Genomic DNA, 23,397 nt, shown 5'->3' on the forward strand with positions numbered 1-23,397 from the left:
CAATTTTGTGGTCATGTATCTTTTTCTTATGATACATCTTGTTGATATCGCGTATTTTTTCTAGCATGTAAGTAAGAACAAAGGATTTGAGGCTCGAATGATAATCTGGTTACAACTCAAACGTTGGGTCAAAGCAAATATCTTTGTTTTGAATGGAAAAAACTTACTGTTCACCTTCTTAGGCTACGTATTTCTGTCGTGGTCGAGTTTGTATTTAGCGGGTGAAACAGCTCTAACCAGCTCGTTTACCACGTTCGCTTACTACCTAGTAGTGACTGCGTCTACGGTGGGTTACGGTGATTTATCACCAACGACAGAGGCAGGACAATGGATAGTTATATTGTTTGTGATTCCGGGTGGACTGAGTCTTTTCGCGGCTTTGCTTGGTAAGGTAGCAACAGAAGGTGTTGAATATTGGCGAGCGGGCTTGCTAGGAAAAAGGAGAGTTAGAGTGGACAACCACATTTTGATGCTTGGATGGAATGAGCAAAGAACCATTCATCTCATCCGCATGCTACAACACGAAGAGACGGGTAAGAGACCAATCGTGTTATGCACTCGTTCAGATATCGAGAACCCGTTACCTGGTGAAATCAATTTCGTAAAAGTAAACAGCTACACCGATGGCAAAGAGATGGAGAAAACGGGCATTGAGTCTGCTAGTTGCATCTTGATTGATAACCCAGAAGACGATATTACTTTGTCTGCGGCGCTTTACTGCGCCAACCGAAACCCTAAGGCACACCTTCTTGTTTACTTTAAAGACGAAGCGCTGAGCGATTTATTGCACAAGCATTGCCCTAACTCAGAATGTATTCCAGCGGTGGGTGCTGAGATGTTAGCAAAGGCTGCGGTAGACCCAGGATCAAGTGCGCTTCATCAAGAGTTATTGAGCTCAACAAGAGGCATGACGCAGTATTCAACGTATTTCCCTGAAGACGCCGAGCCTGTCACCGTTGCGCCTATTTTCTCTGTGTTTAAAGAGAAGTATCAAGCAACGCTGATCGCGATTGATACGGGGAGTGGTATTGAACTCAACCCAGAATTAGACCAAGTGGTAAGTAGTGGCACTAAGCTGTTTTATATTGCTGATGAGCGCATTGATGACTTCGATTGGAAAGGCTTCTAAAGCCACTATTTTCACTTTGTCTGAAAACTAAAAAAGGCCTCATAATGAGGCCTTTTTGGCAGTATAAAACTCACTGTTATTGAGCTTCAGCCAGTGCAATACCACGTTGAGTTAGACCGCAAAGCATGACAGGAACAGCGTTAAAGATCTCTTCGAACTGCTCTAGGCCTTCGATGCCTTGCTCTGCAAGCGTAGCAATTGAAGTTTCTGGATCGTAAAGCATACTCAGTGAAAGTAATACGCCACCAACAAGCGCGTTGTCTTCGCTCTCTTCAGGCATTAGCGTTTCCCAATCATCACGAGCAATCTGCCAGCCTTGAAGCAAGCCTTCACAAAAATCACGAGCGGCAGTGTTAACCACTTCTTCGTCGTCTAATTGACAAGCTTCAGGCCAAACCCAAGTACCTTCAATCAGTTCTGGGCGAGTTTTATTCCAAAGTTCGATGATAACTTCAATGTAGCTTTCTAGCTGTTCACCATCCGTAAAAGGCGCGACTTCTTCGCCACCCCATAAGAACGGTAGCCACTCATGCGGGGTTAACACATTCGGTGCCGCTGCCATTGCAGTGACAAAACCCATTGTTTTGTGTTCTGTGATTAGCTTTCCTTCCAACTCTGGAAGCGCAAGAATATCTTGTAAAGTCAAAGTGAGGTACCGTAAAAGGGAACATATTTGCGCTTATAGTACCAATGAACTTGTGCCAATCAAGCTTCAATATAAAAAGGCTTGATGTCATGGATGATAAACACTAGGTTTAACAGAAAAGAAAACAATAAAAGAATTATGCAGATACGGTCGTCTTTAAAGAAAAAAAGCATGGTAGCGCTTGGATTATACCTTGCGATGTTTATTGCCATTGTCGGTAGTGTGACGTATTACGTCGTAGAATCCCCTGTGCGCGCCAAATTACAACAAAACCTCGACTTACGTACGCAACTATTATCCGCATTGATTACAGAGCCACTCAGCAGCTCTCAAGGCTTTGTTGATAGTTTAGTGGGATTTGCACAAGCGCATCGTAACGGTGATGACGTCACTCTGCTACTGAAGTCAATGCTGGCAGCGAGCGATGATACGATCGTTAGCGCAGGTATTTGGCCAGAGCCTTATGCGCTTGATTCTAAAAAGCTCCTTAATAGTCATTTTTTCAATAAAGCAGACGATGGCAAGATTGACCAGTTGTTTTCTTACAACAATCCTAAAAATACCCCGTATCAAGAAGAGTATTGGTACACCTCTGTAGCCAATAAAAAACAAGGAACGATCTCTTGGAGCGACGTGTATATTGATCCCTACACGCACGTACGGATGATCACTGCTTCATCCCCTTACTACTATGCAGGCGTTTTTTCCGGCGTTGCGACGGTGGATCTCTCGCTTGAAGAGCTGCTTGGCTTCATCAAGAACCACGCCGAAGAGTACAATCTTGGTATTATGCTCAGAGATAAACTCAATCAAGTGTTGGTGTCCCATAACTTCAATCTCGTTGAAGGGATCTACATCAGTAGCAATCAATTTGGTGACTTCGGTTGGCAAGTGGATGTGGTGAACTCCAAGTCACGGGTAGCGGACGAGGTGTTTCGTCAGGTAATGAGTATTGAGGGCGGTATTGTACCCTTGTTACTACTCTGTGTGATGGCGGGTTATTACTTACTTAACCGTTACTTAATCAGTCCAATCACCAACATTGCCACTCAAGTAAACAGTTCGAAGGCCGGTGAAGTGATTGACGTTGATTATTCAAGCCACGATGAGATCGGCCACCTGATTAAAACCTTCAATGAGAAGACGGTGTATCTCGAAGCTGAAAAAGTGAAAGCACAAGCATCTACCAATGCTAAAACCGCTTTCCTTGCGACCCTGTCACATGAAATTCGTACCCCTATGAATGGGGTGTTGGGTACTGCTCAGATCTTATTAAAAACACCTCTAAATTCTGAACAAGAGAAGCATCTCAAGAGTTTGTATGAGTCCGGCGATCATATGATGACCCTTCTCAACGAGATATTAGACTTCTCGAAGATCGAGCAGGGTAGATTGGATCTTGATGAAACACGTTTCCCGCTTGATTCGATCATCGGCAGTATTAACAGTGTTTACTACACATTGTCTTCCGAGAAAGGGCTTCAATTCAAAGTGTACTCTGAGGTGCCTTCTGGTCGTTGGTACTTCTCAGATAAAGCCCGCCTTCGCCAAATTTTGTTTAATTTATTGAACAACGCAGTGAAGTTTACCTCCAGAGGCTTTGTTGAGGTGTACCTTAAAGAAGTCGTAGACGGGAGTGACACCTATCTTAGTATTCGAGTTCGTGATACAGGAATTGGTATCTCTAAAGAAGCTCAAAAGCGTATTTTTAAACCGTTTGAACAAGCGGAGTCTTCCACTACAAGGCGTTTTGGCGGTACTGGTCTTGGCTTAGCGATTGTGAAGAAAATTGCCCAACTGATGGATGGCAGTATCACCGTTACCAGTGAAGAGGGGATAGGCACTAGCTTTGATGTTCGCTTGAAGATTCAGCCATGTCAGCCTGGTGAAATAGAGAGCTTGCCACACAAGAAACTGGACTACTCCGGCTTAAAAGTATTGATTGTTGAGGACAACCGAACTAACACGGTGATCATTGAAACTTTCATGAGCAGTAAAGGATTCATTTGTAAGAGCGTCGAGAATGGTGAGTTAGCGATACAAGCCGCGGTTGCTGAGCGCTTTGATTTGATACTCATGGATAACCATATGCCAGTGATGGATGGTGTTGAATCAACCACTGCTATTCGTGCTTTGATAGGTGATGTGTCATCGGTATTGGTGTTTGGTTGTACGGCTGATGTCTTTAAAGAGACTCGCGAGCGTATGCTGGGGGCGGGTGTGGATTATATTATCGCTAAGCCGATTGATGAGCGTGAACTGGATGATGCCTTGTTCCGCTATTCAAATAAGCTTTACCAATACCATGACGTAAAAGCGGATGAGCTCGAAAGCCAAGACGTAAAACAACACGATTCAAAAAGTACAAGCGAGTCATTGCCTAAACCTGATCTTCGCAACAAAGATAACACTGAAGAGCTATTAGTGACGCTGTATGTGGCGCTAGAAGACAACAACCTAGAACTGATTCAATTTGCACTAGAGAGTCTACGTGTCCACGTTGAACCTATGAACAACGCTGAACTTACTTATCAAGTCGATAAAGCGTTAGAGCAGGTTTCTTTAGGATCACCACCTACACAAGATGTCATTAATATCATTACTGTAAATCTACCGATGGCTTAAATGTTGTTTAATTACGGTAAGTAAATGACGAATCGTCCAATATTTGACCTTGGTTTGATTTTTTGGTGGAAGCTACTGCTTTTGAAGAGGTTTTTGGTTGTTAATTTACAACTTGATTTTTAATTTGGAATGTATGACTGCTAATCTTATGATTTAATAGCGACATTATCTGGTAGGGTGTAAATACACCCTGTTTATATGTTGCTAATTCACTCAATAGGCAGTGATATATTTTAGGTTTGGCGTCAATGAAGTCTCGTGGTCCATTTTGTATTCGAAACGCAGCTGCGGATACATTTGCTATGGTCGTTTTCTGTTTTATTTCAGGCATGATTGTAGAAGTGTTTATTTCTGGTATGACGTTTGAGCAATCTCTTGCTTCTCGAACGTTATCTATTCCGGTAAACATTGCTATCGCTTGGCCTTATGGCGTTTTTCGTGATTGGTTCTTGCGCAATGGTGCTAAACTTTCACAAAGCTCATTGATGAAAAATTTGTCTGATTTGATGGCATACGTGTTATTCCAGTCTCCTGTGTATGCAGGTATTTTGTTGGCAGTAGGTGCTTCAGGCGACCAGATCGTGACGGCTGTAACCAGTAATGCAGTTATCTCGTGCGGTATGGGCGTACTTTACGGCTACTTCCTAGATATGTGTCGTAAATGGTTTCGAGTTCCAGGCTACTATCAACAAGCTTAAGAAAAGCAACAAGCGTAAGTGTAGTGAAAGAATGAAATTTGGTTTGTTTTTGATCTAATGAGTTAATTTGTAATCGAACAAACCGAAAAAGGCACTTTTTTTGAGAATGCCCCTTGACCAAAGCAAGCAGAATCAATAAAGTAGCGCCTCGTTGAGTGACATGCTCAACACACAATTTGTGGAAGGATGGCTGAGTGGCTTAAGGCGCTCGCCTGGAAAGCGAGTATACGTTTATAGCGTATCTGGGGTTCAAATCCCCATCCTTCCACCACTATTCAAAACCCTAGCAGAAATGCTGGGGTTTTCTCGTTTTAGAGCCCCTATATTCCACCTCACCTGTATATCTCCCTAGTATCTGTTCCTTTAATCATTTCTTTATAGTTATTACCTCTATTAATACCGTCGCAGAATCAACCATATTAGGTGTTTTTATCATCGATAATCGCTTGATTTTTTGGCATGAATCTAGATTATTAATAGTACGCAATATTATGAATAATCTAACTATTAGGAATCCATAGTCCCATGACAGAAACCCTAGTTTCTCCAATGCTCTCTTTTACGATCGCGATTTCGTTACTGTTTATCGGTAAAGGTTTGATTGAGCGATCTGAAGTATTAAGAAAGTATTCACTGCCAGAGCCTGTGATTGGTGGCTTTGTCTGCGCAGCGACCGTAGCAGCGCTTTACTATATTTTTGAAATCCAAATCACCTTTAGTCTAGATGTCAGAGACTTTTTGCTGCTTTACTTTTTTGCTGGTATTGGACTTCAAGCGGATATTAAGACTTTAGTTAAGGGCGGGCGGCCGTTGTTTATCCTGCTTTGTCTCGCTTCGACTTTTATTGTCCTTCAAAACGTTGTTGGCATGGCTGTCGCGTCGGGTTTTGGTATGGACGCGAAAGCGGGTTTGTTGTCAGGATCTATCAGTCTAATTGGCGGTGTTGGTACGACACTAGCGTGGGCGCCAATGTTTGTGGAAGAGTTTGGTATTGCTAACGCGCTAGAGCTCGGTGTGGCTTCCAACACGGTTGGTTTGATTGCAGCGTGTGTGATTGGTGGTCCGATTGCCAACTACCTACTCAATAAACACAAAGTGAGCCCTTCTAATGAAGAAGAGGTGACGGTTGGTGCATACCAAGAGAGTGAGACAAAAACAGAGCTAAGCCACTATGGCGTTCTGTGGGCATGGTTGATTCTAAACCTGACACTTATGTTGGGTTATAGCTTAAGTGAAGTTATTGACTCAATGGGGTTGAAACTGCCGTTATTCGTTAGCTGTTTGATCGCAGGTATCTTAATCGGAAACGTCGGTCGCGCACTGTTTAAGAAGCGTCGTACACAAGAGAAAATCGCTCAAGGCCGCAAAGGCTTAGCGATGATCTCTGACATCTGTTTGGGTATGTTCTTGACCATGGCCTTGATGGGACTGCGTATCTGGGATCTTGATGGGTTGTTTGGCTATATCTCTGTGGTCATGAGTATCCAGATCTTGCTTTCACTTCTGTTTACGATATTCGTCGTTTATTACTTGATGGGACGAAACTACGACTCTGTGGTGATATGCTCAGGCTTCGGTGGTATCACTTTAGGCTCGACTGCGACAGCAATTGTTAACATGACAGCCGTAACTCACCGCTATGGCGCAAGCCCACAAGCATTTATCGTGGTGCCATTAGTGTGTGGTTTCTTTGTCGATCTGATCAACGCGCTAGTGATTAGTTTCTTTGTTGGTCTGTAAGTGAAGTGACGGGTTGTTAACTGCTTGAGACTAGCACCTGATTCATGACCATAAAGGCGATGACGAAAGTCGTCGCCTTTGTTTTATCTACAGCAAGCTAAAAAAACACCTATATCAGCCTTTGATGTAGTGGCTTGAAGTGACTCGGTGCACAAGTTAGTAAGCTCAGTTACGAACTTGATAAATTGGAATACATGTTGCTACTCAATTTGTGAGACGCTTGATTAAGTGTTAGTTAAATCACAAGGAAGTTGAATGCACCACTTTAATATCCGCGCGCTGGAATACCTTAATGCTTTATCGAAATATGGGTCGTTACGTAAGGCATCTAAGATGATGAATGTTGACCCCGCGGCAATGAGTAGAATGTTGACACAGCTTGAAGCGCAAGCGGAAATCAAAGTATGGGAACGCAACAATCGTCAATCACTGCTGACTGAGGCGGGCAACGAACTGTTGAATTACTACCGTTCTATTGTTCGTAGTGAAACGGCGGTACTGGCTCGTCTAACTAAGTTGAAAAACCTCAAGGGCGGCAATGTCAGTATTGCCATCGGTGAAGGATTTATTACCAACTTGGTGTCAAAGCCTATGCAAACCTTCATGGCTCGATACCCTGATATTAACCTTTCTATTGAGATTGCTGGTGCATTGGATGCAGTCAAGATGTTGGAAGATCAACAAATCGATTTCGCGATCACCTATGCGTCTGCACCTCACCCTAAACTACACTCCCACGTTGAACGCAGTCATCCGCTCGAATTGATTGCTCCGAAGGGGCACTTTCTTACGATGAAAGAAGCGCCTGTGGTCATGCAAGATATTCAAGACGCTTCTCTCGCCTTGATCGATAACTCGACCGGTATGGGGAGGCTCGTAAAGCAGGCCGAACAAATCTCCCACCTTACCTTGCAGCCAAAGCTTCAAACCAATTCGGTGACCGCACTGACTAACTTTGTTTCAGCTGGATTAGGCGTAACTTTTATGCCTAAGCTCACTGTGATCGATGAGATCAAGTCAGGACAGATTGAAGTGGTTGCGACCGAGTTGGAGATGCTATCGAAGGCGACGGTGAAAGTTCAATCTTTGAAAGGTCGCGCTCTCACGCTACAGGCCGAAACCTTGTTAGATTTCTTACTTGAAAATGCTACTTTCTTGAGTCATGACGCTTACAATATCTAGGCTTAATCGATTTATTTAGCGAGGCCTCCTAAGCTCCCAAATACCGCCAATATCACAGTTTCAAACTGCCGAATTAGTTTTTAATTAGAATTGACATTTTATCAACACCATCTCTATTGTTAAGTCAACACGTGCGGAATAAGTTACAAATCATTAACGAAACGAGTTTTAGACTGACAGCTGTGTTCGGCAGATTTTGGCCTTGTCGGACATTAGGGGAAGAGAATGGAAGTAATTGTGATTGGCAGCGGTGTTATTGGCTTGACCAGTGCTTGGTATCTGGCGAAAGAGGGCCACTCGGTGACGGTTATTGATCGTCAAGATAGTAGTGGCAAGGAAACCAGCTTTGCGAATGCAGGGCAGATTTCTTACGGCTATTCTTCACCATGGGCGGCGCCTGGGATTCCGTTGAAAGCAATGAAATGGCTTACCCAAGAGCACGCTCCTTTAAAAGTGAAACCGTCACTTTCTCCGGAATTAGTTACTTGGGCGAGTAAGATGCTGGCCAACTGTAATGAAGCCAAGTACGCCGTGAATAAGTCACGCATGTTAAGAGTGGCAAACTTCAGTCGAGAGTGTCTCACTCATCTAAGAACCAGTGAAGATTTGGCTTATGAGGGCAGGCAGAAAGGCACCTTGCAAGTATTCCGAAGCGAGAAGCAACTCGATGCGATTCAGCAGGATATGAAGCTATTAACAGAGAGTGGAATCAAACACTCGCTGTTTGATGTTGAACAGTGTCTATCAGTGGAGTCGGGTTTAGCGGACGTTAAAGACAAACTGGTGGGCGGCTTATATTTACCTCATGATGAAACCGGTGATTGTCATCAGTTCTGTTTAGCGCTGACTGAGAAGGCCAAGCAACTTGGTGTTAGGTTCGTGTTTGATACTGAAGTGGTAAGTTTGAATCATCAGAATCAAAACATCGAGAGTATTACAACGACTCAAGGTGTATTCAAAGCGGACGCTTACGTAGTTGCATCAGGCAGTTATTCTCGAGGTCTGTTGAGACAAGTCGACTTGTCGATCCCGGTTTATCCAGTTAAAGGTTATTCACTAACACTACCGATCGTGAATGCAGATAAGTCACCAACCTCGACTATTATGGATGAAACCTACAAGGTAGCGATGACGCGATTTGATGATCGTATTCGCATTGCAGGGACGGCAGAACTTGCAGGTTTCAATTACCTGATTCCAGAAAAACGCAAAGCCACGATTGATATGGTGATAAAAGATCTTTTCCCACAGGCGGGGGATTTCTCTAAGGCAGAATACTGGACAGGGTTAAGGCCAATGACACCAGATGGTACGCCTATAATCGGCGAGACGCCTATCAAGAATCTATTTACCAATACAGGCCATGGAACATTAGGTTGGACAATGGCATGTGGCTCAGGAAAGATCTTGGCAAGCGTGGTCAGTGGCTCAGCCAGTGATATTAAAACTGATGACTTAAGTATCCATCGCTATATGTAAAAGCAAGCCGTTAGCTATCTTGCCTATGGCTTGATGATAGCGACATTAGGAGCATAAATAGGATGCTCCTAATGTTGTAAATCTAGGTGCATGGTTTTAAGTTTCTTCTATTTATAATCACGAGATGAATTGAGACTTAAATGACCTTAGCTCTGGCGGTAGCTCCTTATTTACCAGGTTAATAGCTTTACGATGTTCTAATCCAATGGATCTCACTACGTCCCCAAAATGTTGGTTAAATAGTGAATCAAACTTACCGCTGAGCATGTGTTCTTGCAGTTTGTCATCCAGTAATTGAGCTAGTTGTGCTTTGTCTGGGTGGACATAGAAGACCAGTGGAAGAGGGTAATAAAGCACAATACTTTTTTCTATGACTAACCCATTCAGAGAATTGGTGTGTTCTTGGTAGATGCTTTCTACTTCATTGGCACCGAGTGACACATAATCACATTTTTTATCTGAGAGAAGTTTAAGAGTCTCTGGTAACGTTCCTTGCTCTAGTACTCGATATCCATTTGCTCTAAACAGCTCAGCATCAGCCCATGTGGCAGGAATTCCAGCGATAAGTGATTTCAGTTTATTGCTGTTGATATTATGGAATGTGGGTTGATCTTGTTCCCTAATTATTAGGATACGGTGCCCTAGTAAGCCTTTACAAATTGGAGAGTTGAGTTTGATTGTAGGCTTATCCGCAAATTTACGGTTTCCCGCCACCGTGACGAGTACATCATAATTCTTGCGGAATATATTTCCTTCATCCTCAGCCCTTGGAAAGTCAGTATTATCGCTGTGAACGACAATAGGTTCGTTCGGATCCCAATTCAACAAGCTATGAATTAGCTCCAACTCATAGTGCTGTCTTTTACCTGATTTATTGCCATTCCAAAAGTTAAACATAGTTGTCCTAAGGGGTAACTTACATTTCATGACTGGTATGCTGACATAGGTTCGGCACTCAAGAAAGCGCTTTCTTTTGTTTTTGAGAGAACCATATATAGATACAGTTTATGAATGTTGGGAATCATGATGGAAAGGCTATTTTAAAGAAAGCACATAAGTTTATTGATGGGTGAGAGATTCGATGATTAGGGAAGACGATGGAGTACCATTGGTGGATTTTAACTTATTGTTTTTAATTTATTTTTCGTGTTAGTAAACAATTAATGTGACGAATGGCACTGTTGTGTATTTCTATTCTCAATCTATTCTAAATTTGTGATCTATGGTTCGTTTCACCGAAATGTAAGTTGAAGAATCATTCTATCGGCTTATTATTCACCTAAAGAAAGCGGTTTCTTGATGCAAGTAGCCGATAGTGAATACGAAAACACCCCCTTTTTTTAAAGTTAAAAGAAAGCGCTTTCTTTCTGGTTATTATCATTAAAAGGACAACGTGATGCACAAAAAGACATTGATTGCTTCGCTCGCCATTGGAGCTTTATTCGGAGCCTCTGTACAAGCAGATGAAGTTAAGCAGGGTGGTACACTAACGGTGCCAATTATCAATACTGGCTTTGTTGAAAACTTTAACCCTTATACAACTAAAGACTTACTGCATGGGGTAATGTTTGAGCCATTGGTCGTATTCAACAACATGACAGGTGATGTTGATTATCGCCTGGCTGAGTCGGTTGAGTATTCAACTGACCTGAAAACATTGACGCTTAAGTTACGAGAGAATTTGAAGTGGTCTGATGGTTCAAAGTTAACTGCAGACGACGTTGTTTTTAGCTTTATGTTGACTAAAGAGGCACCAGCTTTTGACCAGAAAGGTATTTGGTCTTCAGGTAACTTAAAAGAAATCAAATCTATTGACGCGCGAACTGTCGTGTTTGAGCTGACGGAAGCGGATTCTACATTTGCTTGGAACTTAGAGCGCTACCATATTGTACCAAAGCATATTTGGTCGAAAGTTGAAGAGCTGACAACGTTTACCAACCTTAACCCGGTAGGTAGTGGCCCAATGACGACGGTTAAATACATTAAACCGCAACAGATGGAGCTGTGCCGAAACCCAAATTACTATTTAGAAAATAGACCTTATTTAGATTGCATCAACTTCCGTTCTTACAATGACAACTCTCAGATCCAACCTGCCTTAATCAAAGGTGAGATTGATTGGGGTTCAAATTTTATTGCTGACGTTGAGTCAACATTTGTCGATATGGATAAAGAAAATAACCATTTTTGGTATCCAGCGAATGATGCGATCCACCTTTACGTAAATACCAAAGAAGCGCCATTTGATGACCTAAGAGTACGACAAGCACTTTCTATGGCACTTGATCGTGAAACCATCGTTGATATTGCTGCCTACGGTTATCCGACTGCAAACTTCAATGCTGGTGGCATCGGTGAGCTATACGAAACGCACATTGATAAAAATGTATCTAAGAAATATGGCTATCTAACTAAGTACGATGTTGAAAGAGCAAACGCTTTACTTGATGAAGCGGGCTTAGTTGACAAAAACGGTGATGGATTCCGCGACAAAGCAAACGGGGAAACGGTTGAGTTTGATATTGAGGTTGTAAACGGTTGGACCGACTGGATCCAAGTGGTTCAGATGGTATCTGAATACTTTGAAGAAGTGGGTGTGAAAGCAAACGTTAAGACCGTGGATTGGGCGGTATATGACAGCAATTTGAAAGAAAGCAAATATACCATGTCAATTAACTGGTCAATGGTAGCGACAAATCCAATCTTGGCGTACCAAGAGTACTTCTCAACGTCTCGAATCGGAAAAACTTGGCATGCTGGTCACGGTGTTAATTCACCAGAAATCGACGCATTGATCGACAGCTTCGGCAAAATTGGTGATGCAGAGCAGCAAGAGAAAGTGTTGAGTGAACTTCAGGAGTTTACCGCTGAAAACCTTCCCTTTATCCCTCTATTTTCTAACCCAACTTGGTTCCAATACAGTACTAAACATATTGTTGGTTGGCCAAGTGAAAAAGACCCATACGTACAGCCAGTATGGTACGACGGTGGTAAGAGAGTAATTATTCTCAACAATCTACACCTTAAGTAAGTTATTTTTGAGAGGGCTACAGCTTAGGTTGTAGCCCCTAGGTTAAAAGATTTTTATGTCGTTTTTAATTCGCCGATTTGGCTTCTATTTTACCGCTTTCTTAATCGCTATATCGTTTAATTTCATGTTGCCTCGCCTAATGCCAGGTGATCCTGTTGATGCTCTTTTCGCTGCAGCTCAAGGTCGAATGGATCCTGCTCAAATGGATGCTGTTCGAGAAATGTACGGTTTTGTTGATGGCAATGTTTTCGAACAGTACTTCGCTTATATGAAAAGCGTATTTACTCTGGATTTGGGGCCATCAGTACTTATGTTTCCTGTAAGTGTCTCAGATGTCCTTGCTATGGCACTGCCGTGGACTATGTTTCTCGCGCTTGGTTCGTTGATTGTCGCTCTCATCATTGGTGTCAGTATTGGTACGTATGCATCGTATCGACGTGAAGGGCTATTTGGACAAATTGTTCCGCCAGTTTTGGCATTTATTAGTAATTTCCCGTACATCGTGACCGCGTTACTGTTGTTCTATTTCTTCGGTTTAAAACTTGAACTATTGCCTTTGGCATACACCTATGACCCATCGTTAGAGCCAGGTTTTACATGGGAGTTTATTTCTAGTGTGGCCAAACACGCTGTGTTGCCTATGGGCTCAATGGTCTTGGTTGGTATCGCAACATGGGTCTTCAATATGCGTAATGCGATGATCAACGTGTTGGGTGAGGATTACGTAACGATGGCAGAGGCCAAAGGCTTGAGTAGTTATCGTGTTATGTCTCGCTATGCTGGTCGAAATGCCATCCTTCCTGTTGCGACCGCTATTGCAATGGCAATCGGATTCTCATTCGCAGGTTCAATCATGACCGAAGTGGTTTTTAACTACCAAGGCTTGGGGAACATCCTTCTTAAAGGCATCGTTGCTCGTGATTACCCACTTATCCAAGCCATTCTTCTTATCTTGGTGACAGCGGTACTAACCGCTAACTTTATTGCCGACCTCCTATATGTCTGGCTTGACCCTAGAATCTCGAATTGAGGCGCATGATGGATAATTTAATGGACACTCAAAAAACCGCTAACCAGCCGAATATGCCAGTACGTGAGCCAAAATGGTCGTGGAAAAACGTAAAGAAAACTCTCGGTAAAGCTTACGCATTTTTCTACGGTAACCCCCCGGCCATTATAGGTACTTTTTTACTTACGATTGTCTTAGCCGGGGCGTTATTTGCACCTGTATTATCGACTCATAACCCAGAAAAGCGCGTAGCACGTCCACATGTTGCACCAAGCTCTGAGCATATTATGGGCACGACTCGTAGCGGACGTGATGTATATAGCCAGGTTCTATTTGGAGCAAGAAAGTCGCTTACTGTTGCGATCTCTGCGGGCGTAATAGCCATGACAATAGCAGTGCTAGTTGGGGTTTCATCTGGTTACTTTGGTGGAAAAGTCGATGAACGCTTGAACTTCATTACTAACGTATTTCTTGTGTTTCCACAATTACCCTTGCTGATTGTTCTCGCCGCATTCTTAGGGCAGGTCGGTTCGCTGGTTATTACCGTGTTGTTAGGAATAACCTCCTGGCCTTGGGGGGCTAGGGTGATTCGTGCACAGACCATGGCAATTAGAAGCAAAGAGTTCATCATTTCTGCAGAGGTGATGGGGGAATCAAAAATCCGCATTATTTTAGTCGAGATCTTACCAAACTTAGTTTCGATTGTTTTTGGTGGCTTCCTAGGCACGGTTATCTACGCAATGGGCTCCGAAGCTGGTCTAGGTATTTTAGGTTTAGGTGATGCAACAGAGGTGAGTTGGGGCTCTATGTTGTATTGGGCACAGACCTCTTCATCGTTATATACCGGTGCATGGTGGGAAATGCTGGTGCCTGCACTAGCGTTAGCGATTACTGGTGGTGGACTCGCATTGATTAACATGTCTATTGACCAAGTGAGCAACCCTAAATTACGTACGGGCCCACACATCAAACTGTGGCACAAACTTAAAAAAGAAGCAGATAAACGCCGAGGCCTATAATGAGCAATCTATTAGAAATTAATAACCTGTGTGTTGATTACGTTTCTCCTAATGGCGTAGCAAGAGCCGTTAATGACGTTAGTATTTCCATTGCGCCCGGTGAAACGCTCGGTATTGCCGGTGAATCTGGTTGCGGTAAAAGTACATTGGCTTTTGCTATATCACGCTTACATAAAGCACCAGCGCTTATCTCTGAGGGTGAAATACTCTACAAAGGGCAGGATGTTTTAAAGATGAATAACAAGCAGTTACGTGACTTCCGTTGGAATGACGTTTCTATTGTTTTTCAAAGCGCAATGAATTCACTTAATCCCGTTATTACCATCGGTGAGCAGCTAACGGACGTTATTCTAGCGCACAAAAAAATACCTTATAAACAGGCTCACGATCGTGCGGTCGAGCTGTTAGGAACCGTTGGGATTCATGGCGATAGAATGTCGAGCTTTCCCCATCAACTGAGTGGAGGGATGCGTCAGCGAGTTGTTATTGCGATTGCTTTGGCGCTGGAACCTAAATTGATCATCATGGATGAGCCAACAACGGCACTTGATGTGGTGGTCGAACGTGAAATCTTGAATGAACTGTATGAGCTGAAGAGTAAGTTTGGATTCTCTATTCTGTTTATTAGTCACGACTTAAGCCTAATGGGCGAAATCGCTGATCGAATTGGCGTGATGTATGCGGGTAACCTTATCGAATTAGGTGATGCGAAAACGGTATTTAGTGAACCTAAGCATCCTTATACAAAAGGGCTTATCTCTTCATTTCCGACTATTCATGGGCCAAAAGAACGTCTATACGGGATCCCTGGGAATCCTGTCAACCTTTTGGATACACCTCAAGGATGTAACTTCCAAGAGCGATGTGGCGAATGCATTTCAATGTGCATTAAAAGTGAGCCTCGTTTGGGCGCTATTGCGACCGGGCATCACGTATCTTGTCACCTAGTTTGAGCGAAAGATTATGAATACTTTAAAGAACGTTGATAAAAGCGAAGTTATCTTATCAGTTAAGAATTTGGTAAAAGATTTCCCACTTGGCCAGTCAGTCAAAAGCAATATGATGCGAGCCGTAAATGATGTTTCATTTGATCTACGTAAAGGAGAAGCATTAGCGATTGTTGGTGAATCTGGCTCAGGGAAAAGCACTGGAGCTCGAATTCTTACCCGAATTTACGATAAGACGGCTGGAGATATCGAATTCAAAGGTGAGCCTCTGTCTGACTATATTGAAAAATATGGTGAGCTTGAATATGCACGCCAAGTGCAAATGATTTTTCAAGACCCGTTTGGCTCGCTGAATCCTGTACACACGATTTACCACCATATTGCGCGACCTTTACTTATCCATAAACGAGCAGAAAAAGAAGCGATTCCGAACCTTGTTTATGAATTGCTCGAAATGGTTGGGCTAACACCAGTTAAAGAGACCGCAGAGAAGTACCCGCATGAACTAAGTGGTGGACAACGACAGCGTGTCGCAATTGCACGTGCAATTGCTGTTAGCCCGGAAGTTATCCTAGCTGATGAACCTATCTCTATGCTTGATGTGTCTGTGCGATTAGGAATCCTAAACCTAATGGCTGACTTGAAAGATAAGCATGGTATTTCGTTCATGTACATCACTCATGACATTGCGACGGCGCGTTATTTTGCTGAGAAAACGGCGGTGATGTATGTAGGACATATGGTCGAATGGGGCAATAGCGACAACGTCACTCAGAACCCGCAACATCCGTATTCTCAGTTGTTGTTGTCAGCTGTGCCAGAAGTCGGTAAATCGGGCAAGCGTGACATGAACGTGAAAAAAGGCGATATCCCTTCTTGGAAGCCAAGTAGCGTAGGTTGCCCGTTCGCAAGCCGTTGTATGAAAGCTGACAAACTTTGCACGCAATCAATACCAGAACCGACTCAAATTGCAGAAGAGCATTTTGCTCGTTGTCATCATTTGTAAACTTTAAATCCTTTTTGAAACGAAAAAGAAAGCGCTTTCAAAACTTAAGTGTAAGAATTTTTGGAATTTTGATATGAAACAAGACTACAACTTAACACCAGAGGTCGATGGCAAGTTCGTTGATTTAGATGGTGAGCGTTACTACCAAATCTCTAATGTTGACCAAATGACGCCATTCTTTATTAGCGTTGTATCGTCGAGCGATCACTGGTTATTTATTTCATCAACAGGCAGCCTTTCAGCTGGACGCATTCGTCCGGAAAATGCGCTTTTTCCTTACAAGTCTGTTGACCATATTCATGAAAATGCGGAAAACACCGGCTCAAAATCCATCTTCCGTATTGAACATGGCGACAAGGTTGTACTTTGGGAACCGTTTAATACATTCCATGATGGTATTTTTGATGTTGAACGCAATCTTTATAAAAATACGATTGGAGACAAAATCGTATTTGAAGAGATAAACCATACTTTGCAACTACAGTTCCAATACAGCTGGAATACGAGTGAAAAATACGGATTTATTCGTCGTTCAAAACTGACCAATCTAGCGAGCTTCGAGCGTAAAGTCGAAGCACTAGATGGCTTACAAAATATACTTCCTTCAGGTGCTCCGTTATCAGCTCTTCAAACAAGAAGTGCATTAGTTGATGCGTACAAGTGGAATGAACAAGTTGATGGTAGTTCATTGGCTCTGTTCAGCATGTATGCGAAATTGAGTGATAGAGCCGACCCTGCTGAATCTTTGCTAGCGACGACAGTCTTCAGCTTAGAAACGGAAAGCAGCCAAATTTTATTGACGAGTGCTCAAGTTAATGCGTTCAGAAAAGGTCGAGCGGTTAAAAGTGAACCTTTAACGAAAGGGATTAGAGGAAGTTATTTAGTTCATAAGTCTCTGACGCTGCGAGCACATCAAACCAAAGTTTGGTCGATTGTCGCTGATATAGACAAGACTCATTCCGATATCTGTCAGCTTCAATCTGAGCTCTCTGTTCCTGCTAACCTAGCACTAGCTTTAGAAAAGAGCATTGCAGATAATCAAAATGAATTAATCACATTAATGTCTGGTGCGGATGCGTGGCAAATAACAGCCGAAGAAAATACCAGCGTTCACCATTATGCCAATGTGTTGTTCAATAACATGCGTGGTGGCGTGTTTGAAAACGGCTATATGTTAGAAAAGGCTGACGTAGTTAAAACTATGGAAAAGGCCAACTCTCAGGTAGCAGGCCGCCATCAAGACTTTTTTGATCAGTTAGGGGATGTTTTCAGCCATTCCGAATTAGTTTCGCGCGCTAAAGCGACAGGAGATTCTCAATTAGTTCGATTGAGCTACGAGTATCTACCGCTTACTTTTGGACGTCGTCATGGTGACCCTAGTCGCCCTTGGAACCACTATGAGATTAAGCTCAAAGATGAAAATGGCGAACGCTTACTTTCTTATCAAGGCAACTGGCGTGATATTTTCCAAAACTGGGAAGCGATGGCACTTAGTTATCCAGGGTTCATCAAATCATTCATCTCTAAGTTTGTTAATGCTTCAACGGTAGATGGCTACAATCCGTATCGAATTACTAAAGATGGTGTAGATTGGGAACTGTTAGAGGCGGATGATCCTTGGAGTAATATTGGTTACTGGGGCGATCATCAAATCATCTATCTATTAAAATTCCTTGAGTTGGCAGACAAATTTGAGCAAGGCGACCTTATCGAATTACTAGAAAGTGACATTTTTAGTTATGCCAATGTGCCTTACGAGCTTTGTGGAGTTCAAGGTCTCTTTGACAACCCTAAAGATACCGTAGAGTTCAACCAAGTTCTGCAGGAATTGACAGAGCAACGTGTCAAGAGCTTAGGCAGTGACGGTCGCTTGTTGATGACGGGTGACCAAGAAGTTTATATGGTCAACTTAATGGAGAAGATACTCGTCCCTTTGTTGGCGAAATTGAGTAACTTAGTGCTTGATGGTGGTATTTGGCTCAATACACAACGTCCAGAATGGAATGATGCAAACAACGCTATCGTTGGCAACGGCCTCTCAATGGTAACCTTGTACTACATGCGTCGCTATGTTGCCTTTATGCTGCGTTTGTTAGAGAAGTCACCATCTTCATACAGTATTTCCAAAGAAGTGTTTGAGTGGATGTCTTCTGTTACACAGATCGTTTCAGAGGCAAATACAGAGATTCGTCAAGATACGGTAACTCGTCAAACTCGTAAAGCAATGCTGACTAAGCTGGCTAAATCCGCTGCTAATTATCGTGAGCGCGTGTACCGAGTAAATGGATTCTCAGGGAAAACGAAAGTTGAGAAAGAAGCGATTGTTCAATTGATGGGCGCGAGCTTAAAAGTCCTAGATTCTACGATTACAAACAACTTGCGTGAAGATGGTTTGTACAATGCGTATAACATCTTGAGTTGTTCTGGTGAGAGCTTAATGGTTGAAGAGCTTTACCCGATGCTAGAAGGGCAAGTTGCAGTATTAAGTTCGGGTCTATTATCACCTAAACAAGCGGTTGAGTTGTTGGATAAATTGTTTGCCAGTGACATGTATCGTGCTGATCAAAACAGCTTCATGCTTTACCCTGACCGTGAGCTGGCTTCTTTTATGGATAAAAACTGTTTAGACGCTAAAGACATTGATCAGAGCAAATTGTTAAGCATGATGGTTGTTGCCAAAGATAACCGATTAGTAAACCAAGACAGCAAAGGTTCTTACCACTTCAATTCAAGTTTTGAAAACAAAGGTTTCCTTCAGGCTGCGATTGATGAAATTAAAGCCGATTACCCGTCAATTAGTGATGATGAATTTTGTCATGTATCTAGTTTGTATGAGCGTGTATTCAACCATAAAGCCTTTACTGGACGTTCGGGAACCATGTTTGGTTATGAAGGTTTAGGTTGTATCTATTGGCATATGGTTTCTAAGTTGCTGCTAGCTGTGCAAGAAAACTATCAGCATGCTTGGAGTATGGATTCTAATAGCCAGGAAACTCTTAAATTAGCGGATTACTATTACAAAGTGAGAGCCGGTATTGGTTTCAACAAAACGCCGGAAAACTACGGTGCGTTTCCGACGGATCCGTATTCTCATACGCCAAAGCACTCTGGAGCACAGCAGCCAGGGATGACAGGGCAAGTTAAGGAAGAAGTGATTACCCGTTTTGGCGAGCTAGGTCTAGAGGTCGTTGATGGAACAATTGTAATTAACCCTTCACTTCTTAGTCCTAAAGAGTTCTTACAAAAAGCGGCGACTTTTGACTGCCAAAATATTGAAGGACAAATGCAGAGCTTTATTGTTCAGGCTGGGCAACTGGCTTTTACTTACTGTCAGGTACCATTTATTTACCAACTCAATGATGAGCCAACACAGGGTATTGAAGTTCAGTTTAAAGACGGAACAAGTGAGGCATTTGCATCGTTAACGCTAAATCATGAAATGGCTTCACAGCTCTTTTCTCGTAGTGGTCTCATTGAGAAAGTCGTTGTCGTGTTCTCAAAGCACCAGTTACTCTAATTCTAATTTGAAGTGAAATAAAAAGGCTCTAAGTGAATACTTAGAGCCTTTCTTTTAAGTGTAAAAAATAGGGTGTTTGATATACAAAAATCAAAGCTTAGCCACGGACTCTCTCACAATCAATGTCGGTGTTAGTTTGTGTTTCAATGGGTAGTCGCGTTTATTAATTAACGATAAAACACCTTTTGCAGCTTCTTCTCCCATTTCATGGACAGGAAAATCGACCGTCGATAAGCGAGGACGAATATGCTGGCTGTGAGTATCGTTATCGAAGCCTACGACCGAAAGGTCTCGCCCAATAATGAGGTTTCTCTCTGCTGCTACGTCATATACAGCAAGCGCTATGTTGTCATTTTGACAGAAAATCGCGGTGATCTCAGGGTCTCGGTCTAACAAGCGTCGCGCAGCTTCATGGTTACCTTGATGATCAAAGCGCCCCTCTACAAACAGCCCTGCGTCGTATTCGATACCGAACTCTAGCAAGGCATTTCGATACCCTTGAAAGCGATCTCTACTATCAACTTTACTCAACTGGCCTGTGATACAAGCGACTTTTTTATGGCCGTTCTCAAGTAAGTGCTTCGTTGCAAGGTAGCCACCAAGCTCATTATCAATGTAAATACAGCGATCAGAAATCTCAGGAATAAAACGGTTGAGAACAATCATTGTTTCACTGTCTTTCGCTATTTTGATCAGTTCGTCATCACTGAGCTTGTCTGAGTGAACAATGAGGCCATCCACAAGTTTAGATTGCAAAAACTGGATAGAATCGAGCTCTTTGGTTCGTGATTCCTGGCCACTTGTAACGATTAAGTGAATATTATTTTGGCGAACGGTATCTTCAGCTGTATGCATTAATGGTCCATAGAAAGGCCCATCAAGCGAACCAACTAGCATGCCAATGCTATTTGAACGACTGGAGGCTAGAGCTTGTGCAAACGCATTAGGCTTGTAGCCCAGTTGCTCAATAGCTTTAAATACTTTTTCGCGATTGGCTTCCTTTACCGTAGGGTGACCATTTAATGCTCGTGAGACGGTTGATTGAGAAACTTGAGCAAGTTCAGATACTTCTTTAATGGTGATCAATGGTAGTGGCCTTATCTCTACAAGGAGTGAACTAAGCTATATTACCTTCGTGATCAATAAGAGCCTAGTAATCCAATGATTAATATTTAAAAACTCTGAACTGCTTAACGCTAAATTTGAAGGTTAAGCATACAAAGTAAGGTCACGAATATTTCCATATACTCGTTTTAATATCAAGCAAGCGCTTTCTTTATGTTGTAATAAAAGTGAATCTGTTTTTCTGAGCTTCGTTGTAAGCTAGAAAAAATAGAAGCTTGAGAATAAAGGGATTCTAAGGTGTTATGCAGATAATCAAGTTACAAAAATTCTTGAGAATCTACACAAACCACAATGAAATTTAGCAAAATGTGAAACTCAACAAGAAAGCGCTTTCTTAAGGTGAGCGTTGTCTCTTTTTTGAACTATGCACTTTTATATACTCATTTTGAAACAGTCGTGCATGGCATATTGGGTCCATGATCGCGGAGTTATTCATTTATCGACTTTCTGTTATGGGCTCCGATATTACGTGTCGCCTGCTTAGAAAGTCGTGATACAAGGAGTTGTAATGCAAGATCTAACCAATCAGGTAAAGATATTAACGTCTTTTATTTCTGCCGCTTTGATGTCTGGCTGCACGGTGATAGAGCTGCCGGTATCCGAAAGTGCTGACTTAGCTCAAACTGAAAAACCGATCGTGCTATCCCATGCTCCAGTTACTTTAAGTCCAGACTGGCAATTGGTGTGGGAAGACCAGTTTGAAGGCGAGCAATTAAATAAACGTAATTGGTCATTAGAAGTGAACTGTTGGGGAGGAGGGAACAATGAACAACAGTGCTACACGGATGATTCTAATAACGCATTTGTTAAAGATGGCTTTTTACACATTGTCGCGCTGAAGCAAAGTCATACTGGGCCTGACAATGCCGAAGGTACGATTGGCGGAGCAACTAAAACACTCCCTTATACTTCTGCGAGACTGAGCACAAAAGACAAGCGTGACACCAAATATGGCCGTTATGAAATCAGAGCAAAGTTACCTGGTGGACAAGGTTCATGGCCCGCAATTTGGATGCTGCCAACCGACAATAAATATGGTACATGGGCTGCTTCTGGCGAAATCGATATTATGGAAGCGGTTAACCTAAACACACTTTCAGATGCGGCGGGAGCGAAAAATGATGATCTAGAGAGCCGCATCTACGGGACGTTACATTACGGACGAAATTGGCCAGACAATGTTTATAAAGGGCAAGCCGCGACATTGCCAAATGGTGTGAACCCTACTGAGGGCTTCCATACATACGCGATTGAGTGGGAAGAAGGTGAAATTCGTTGGTATGTAGACAATATTCATTACGCGACTCAAACTCAAGAGGGATGGTACAGCCAATATGAAGCGGAAGAAGGGAAACTCATTAATGCGAGTGGAGCAGCTCCGTTTGATGAAAAGTTTCATTTGTTATTGAACTTGGCTGTCGGTGGGGCGTGGTCAGCGAACGCAAATGATAAAGGCATCGACGAAGGTTTGTTTCCGAAAACAATGCTAGTTGATTCGGTCAAGGTATACCGTTGTAAGGTTGATCGTTGGAAAGGAAAAGGGTGTGCAAGTCGCTCTGAACATGCAATACAAGTGATAGGGCACGAAGCTCCAGAGATCTTAGCAACCGATGATAGTTATGCTGATGGACCAACGTTGGAGATTTTTACCGAAACTCTTAACGCAAGCTTGGCTTATGCAAGCTATGATCCATTGGATATTGTTGACTATCAAGAAGTGACCGAACCAGATCGTGGAACAGTGCTACAAGTGAATAAGAAAGAAGGATCAGGAAATATCTATTTTCGTTCTCCTGTAACAGATGTGACACATTGGCAAGAAACGGGTGAACTGGTCTTTGATTTGAAAGTTGAGAGTATGGCTGATGGGGTTGAACTATTGGTTAAGATGGACAGCGGCTGGCCGAAAACAAGTGACTATACCGTGCCGTTATCAGCAATGAATGAATGGAAGACGGTACGTATTCCAATCGCTGACATTTTAAAGAGAGACAACCGTTTTGCTGGTGGGAATCAAGCTGATCCAAAAATGATCACTAACCTTTTAGTGTTTGAGCCTCAAGGAGAAATGAGTTTTAAACTAGATAATATTCGATTTGAAAAGTAAGCCTGTTAACAAAAGGGCTTGAATAAAAGTCTGAATATAAAGGGAACATACAATGCATGTTCCCTTTTTTATTTCGACGATTATTTGAGGAAGACAACCGACGGTGTATTTCGAAACTGGTTCTGAGTGATTGAACG

The 23,397-nt window shown here is 42.6% G+C and carries 16 protein-coding genes and 1 tRNA gene; 14 read left to right on the forward strand and 3 right to left on the reverse strand.

The genetic code is table 11. The features are described from left to right. Positions 1–97 precede the first annotated feature (97 nt). Complete coding sequence (locus tag L4C44_RS12675) at positions 98–1,129, forward strand: potassium channel family protein (protein ID WP_210442996.1); 1,032 nt, start codon at positions 98–100, stop codon at positions 1,127–1,129. A 76-nt stretch (positions 1,130–1,205) separates the two neighbouring features. Here the strand turns inward: L4C44_RS12675 and L4C44_RS12680 are convergent, their stop codons facing one another. Next, the gene (locus L4C44_RS12680; RefSeq protein WP_017062064.1) at positions 1,206–1,775 is read right to left on the reverse strand and encodes a UPF0149 family protein; all 570 of its coding nucleotides are present in this window, start codon (positions 1,773–1,775) and stop codon (positions 1,206–1,208) included. A 138-nt stretch (positions 1,776–1,913) separates the two neighbouring features. On the opposite strand from L4C44_RS12680, the gene L4C44_RS12685 reads away from it, so the two are divergent. The 6 genes from L4C44_RS12685 to L4C44_RS12710 all read left to right on the forward strand — a co-directional run bounded on the left by L4C44_RS12685 (position 1,914) and on the right by L4C44_RS12710 (position 9,499). Then, positions 1,914–4,400: a hybrid sensor histidine kinase/response regulator gene (locus L4C44_RS12685; protein WP_489686895.1), complete on the forward strand. Its 2,487-nt coding sequence runs from the start codon at positions 1,914–1,916 to the stop codon at positions 4,398–4,400. Positions 4,401–4,648: 248 nt separating this feature from the next. Further along, positions 4,649–5,098, forward strand: a complete 450-nt coding sequence (locus L4C44_RS12690; protein ID WP_048616306.1) for an L-alanine exporter AlaE — start codon at positions 4,649–4,651, stop codon at positions 5,096–5,098. A 180-nt stretch (positions 5,099–5,278) separates the two neighbouring features. Further along, positions 5,279–5,369: transfer RNA gene (locus L4C44_RS12695), tRNA-Ser, on the forward strand. A 254-nt stretch (positions 5,370–5,623) separates the two neighbouring features. Beyond that, positions 5,624–6,838, forward strand: a complete 1,215-nt coding sequence (gene gltS, locus L4C44_RS12700) for a sodium/glutamate symporter (RefSeq protein ID WP_146492166.1) — start codon at positions 5,624–5,626, stop codon at positions 6,836–6,838. 255 nt (positions 6,839–7,093) lie between these two features. Beyond that, positions 7,094–8,020, forward strand: coding sequence for a LysR family transcriptional regulator (locus L4C44_RS12705; protein ID WP_428805167.1), 927 nt, complete (start codon positions 7,094–7,096; stop codon positions 8,018–8,020). A gap of 225 nt (positions 8,021–8,245) precedes the next feature. Continuing rightward, positions 8,246–9,499, forward strand: a complete 1,254-nt coding sequence (locus L4C44_RS12710; RefSeq protein ID WP_428805168.1) for a D-amino acid dehydrogenase — start codon at positions 8,246–8,248, stop codon at positions 9,497–9,499. A 117-nt stretch (positions 9,500–9,616) separates the two neighbouring features. Here L4C44_RS12710 and L4C44_RS12715 read toward each other — a convergent pair whose 3' ends face one another. Then, positions 9,617–10,396 (reverse strand): type 2 periplasmic-binding domain-containing protein, encoded by a 780-nt coding sequence (locus L4C44_RS12715; protein WP_146492163.1) that lies wholly within the window; start codon positions 10,394–10,396, stop codon positions 9,617–9,619. Positions 10,397–10,895: 499 nt separating this feature from the next. Here L4C44_RS12715 and L4C44_RS12720 point away from each other — a divergent pair, with 499 nt between their 5' ends. The 6 genes from L4C44_RS12720 (at position 10,896) to L4C44_RS12745 (ending at position 20,028) form a co-directional block, all read left to right on the forward strand. Next, positions 10,896–12,530, forward strand: a complete 1,635-nt coding sequence (locus L4C44_RS12720; protein WP_017071752.1) for an ABC transporter substrate-binding protein — start codon at positions 10,896–10,898, stop codon at positions 12,528–12,530. A 55-nt stretch (positions 12,531–12,585) separates the two neighbouring features. Beyond that, on the forward strand, positions 12,586–13,560 hold the full coding sequence (locus tag L4C44_RS12725) for an ABC transporter permease (protein WP_017071753.1): 975 nt from the start codon (positions 12,586–12,588) through the stop codon (positions 13,558–13,560). Between the two features lie 20 nt (positions 13,561–13,580). Next, positions 13,581–14,558: an ABC transporter permease gene (locus L4C44_RS12730; RefSeq protein ID WP_019821070.1), complete on the forward strand. Its 978-nt coding sequence runs from the start codon at positions 13,581–13,583 to the stop codon at positions 14,556–14,558. Beyond that, positions 14,558–15,511 carry an ABC transporter ATP-binding protein gene (locus L4C44_RS12735; protein ID WP_019821072.1) on the forward strand — a complete coding sequence of 318 codons (954 nt, stop codon included), beginning with the start codon at positions 14,558–14,560 and terminating at the stop codon, positions 15,509–15,511. The genes L4C44_RS12730 and L4C44_RS12735 overlap by 1 nt, the downstream gene beginning before the upstream one ends. Positions 15,512–15,521: 10 nt before the next feature. After that, a complete protein-coding gene (locus L4C44_RS12740) occupies positions 15,522–16,511 on the forward strand; it encodes an ABC transporter ATP-binding protein (protein WP_017071889.1) in 990 nt (329 codons plus the stop codon). Between the two features lie 73 nt (positions 16,512–16,584). After that, on the forward strand, positions 16,585–20,028 hold the full coding sequence (locus tag L4C44_RS12745) for a hypothetical protein (protein WP_146492162.1): 3,444 nt from the start codon (positions 16,585–16,587) through the stop codon (positions 20,026–20,028). 90 nt (positions 20,029–20,118) lie between these two features. On the opposite strand, the gene L4C44_RS12750 is transcribed toward L4C44_RS12745, so the two are convergent. Beyond that, positions 20,119–21,114: a LacI family DNA-binding transcriptional regulator gene (locus L4C44_RS12750; protein ID WP_019821076.1), complete on the reverse strand. Its 996-nt coding sequence runs from the start codon at positions 21,112–21,114 to the stop codon at positions 20,119–20,121. A 547-nt stretch (positions 21,115–21,661) separates the two neighbouring features. Here L4C44_RS12750 and L4C44_RS12755 point away from each other — a divergent pair. Further along, positions 21,662–23,260 (forward strand): glycoside hydrolase family 16 protein, encoded by a 1,599-nt coding sequence (locus L4C44_RS12755; RefSeq protein ID WP_428805169.1) that lies wholly within the window; start codon positions 21,662–21,664, stop codon positions 23,258–23,260. Positions 23,261–23,397: the final 137 nt, after the last annotated feature.

Origin of the sequence: Vibrio satsumensis (assembly GCF_050337435.1) — a bacterium.
Classification (GTDB): Bacteria; Pseudomonadota; Gammaproteobacteria; order Enterobacterales; family Vibrionaceae; genus Vibrio; species Vibrio satsumensis.

Bases quoted from the DNA above. Each gene is read 5' to 3' on its own strand.
- L4C44_RS12675 (WP_210442996.1), top strand. From the start codon at position 98: ATGATAATCTGGTTACAACTCAAACGTTGGGTCAAAGCAAATATCTTT.
- L4C44_RS12690 (WP_048616306.1), top strand. From the start codon at position 4,649: ATGAAGTCTCGTGGTCCATTTTGTATTCGAAACGCAGCTGCGGATACA.
- L4C44_RS12710 (WP_428805168.1), top strand. From the start codon at position 8,246: ATGGAAGTAATTGTGATTGGCAGCGGTGTTATTGGCTTGACCAGTGCT.
- L4C44_RS12755 (WP_428805169.1), top strand. From the start codon at position 21,662: ATGCAAGATCTAACCAATCAGGTAAAGATATTAACGTCTTTTATTTCT.
- L4C44_RS12730 (WP_019821070.1), top strand. From the start codon at position 13,581: ATGGACACTCAAAAAACCGCTAACCAGCCGAATATGCCAGTACGTGAG.
- L4C44_RS12735 (WP_019821072.1), top strand. From the start codon at position 14,558: ATGAGCAATCTATTAGAAATTAATAACCTGTGTGTTGATTACGTTTCT.
- gltS (WP_146492166.1), top strand. From the start codon at position 5,624: ATGACAGAAACCCTAGTTTCTCCAATGCTCTCTTTTACGATCGCGATT.
- L4C44_RS12725 (WP_017071753.1), top strand. From the start codon at position 12,586: ATGTCGTTTTTAATTCGCCGATTTGGCTTCTATTTTACCGCTTTCTTA.
- L4C44_RS12685 (WP_489686895.1), top strand. From the start codon at position 1,914: ATGCAGATACGGTCGTCTTTAAAGAAAAAAAGCATGGTAGCGCTTGGA.
- L4C44_RS12705 (WP_428805167.1), top strand. From the start codon at position 7,094: ATGCACCACTTTAATATCCGCGCGCTGGAATACCTTAATGCTTTATCG.
- L4C44_RS12720 (WP_017071752.1), top strand. From the start codon at position 10,896: ATGCACAAAAAGACATTGATTGCTTCGCTCGCCATTGGAGCTTTATTC.
- L4C44_RS12740 (WP_017071889.1), top strand. From the start codon at position 15,522: ATGAATACTTTAAAGAACGTTGATAAAAGCGAAGTTATCTTATCAGTT.
- L4C44_RS12745 (WP_146492162.1), top strand. From the start codon at position 16,585: ATGAAACAAGACTACAACTTAACACCAGAGGTCGATGGCAAGTTCGTT.
- L4C44_RS12715 (WP_146492163.1), bottom strand. From the start codon at position 10,396: ATGTTTAACTTTTGGAATGGCAATAAATCAGGTAAAAGACAGCACTAT.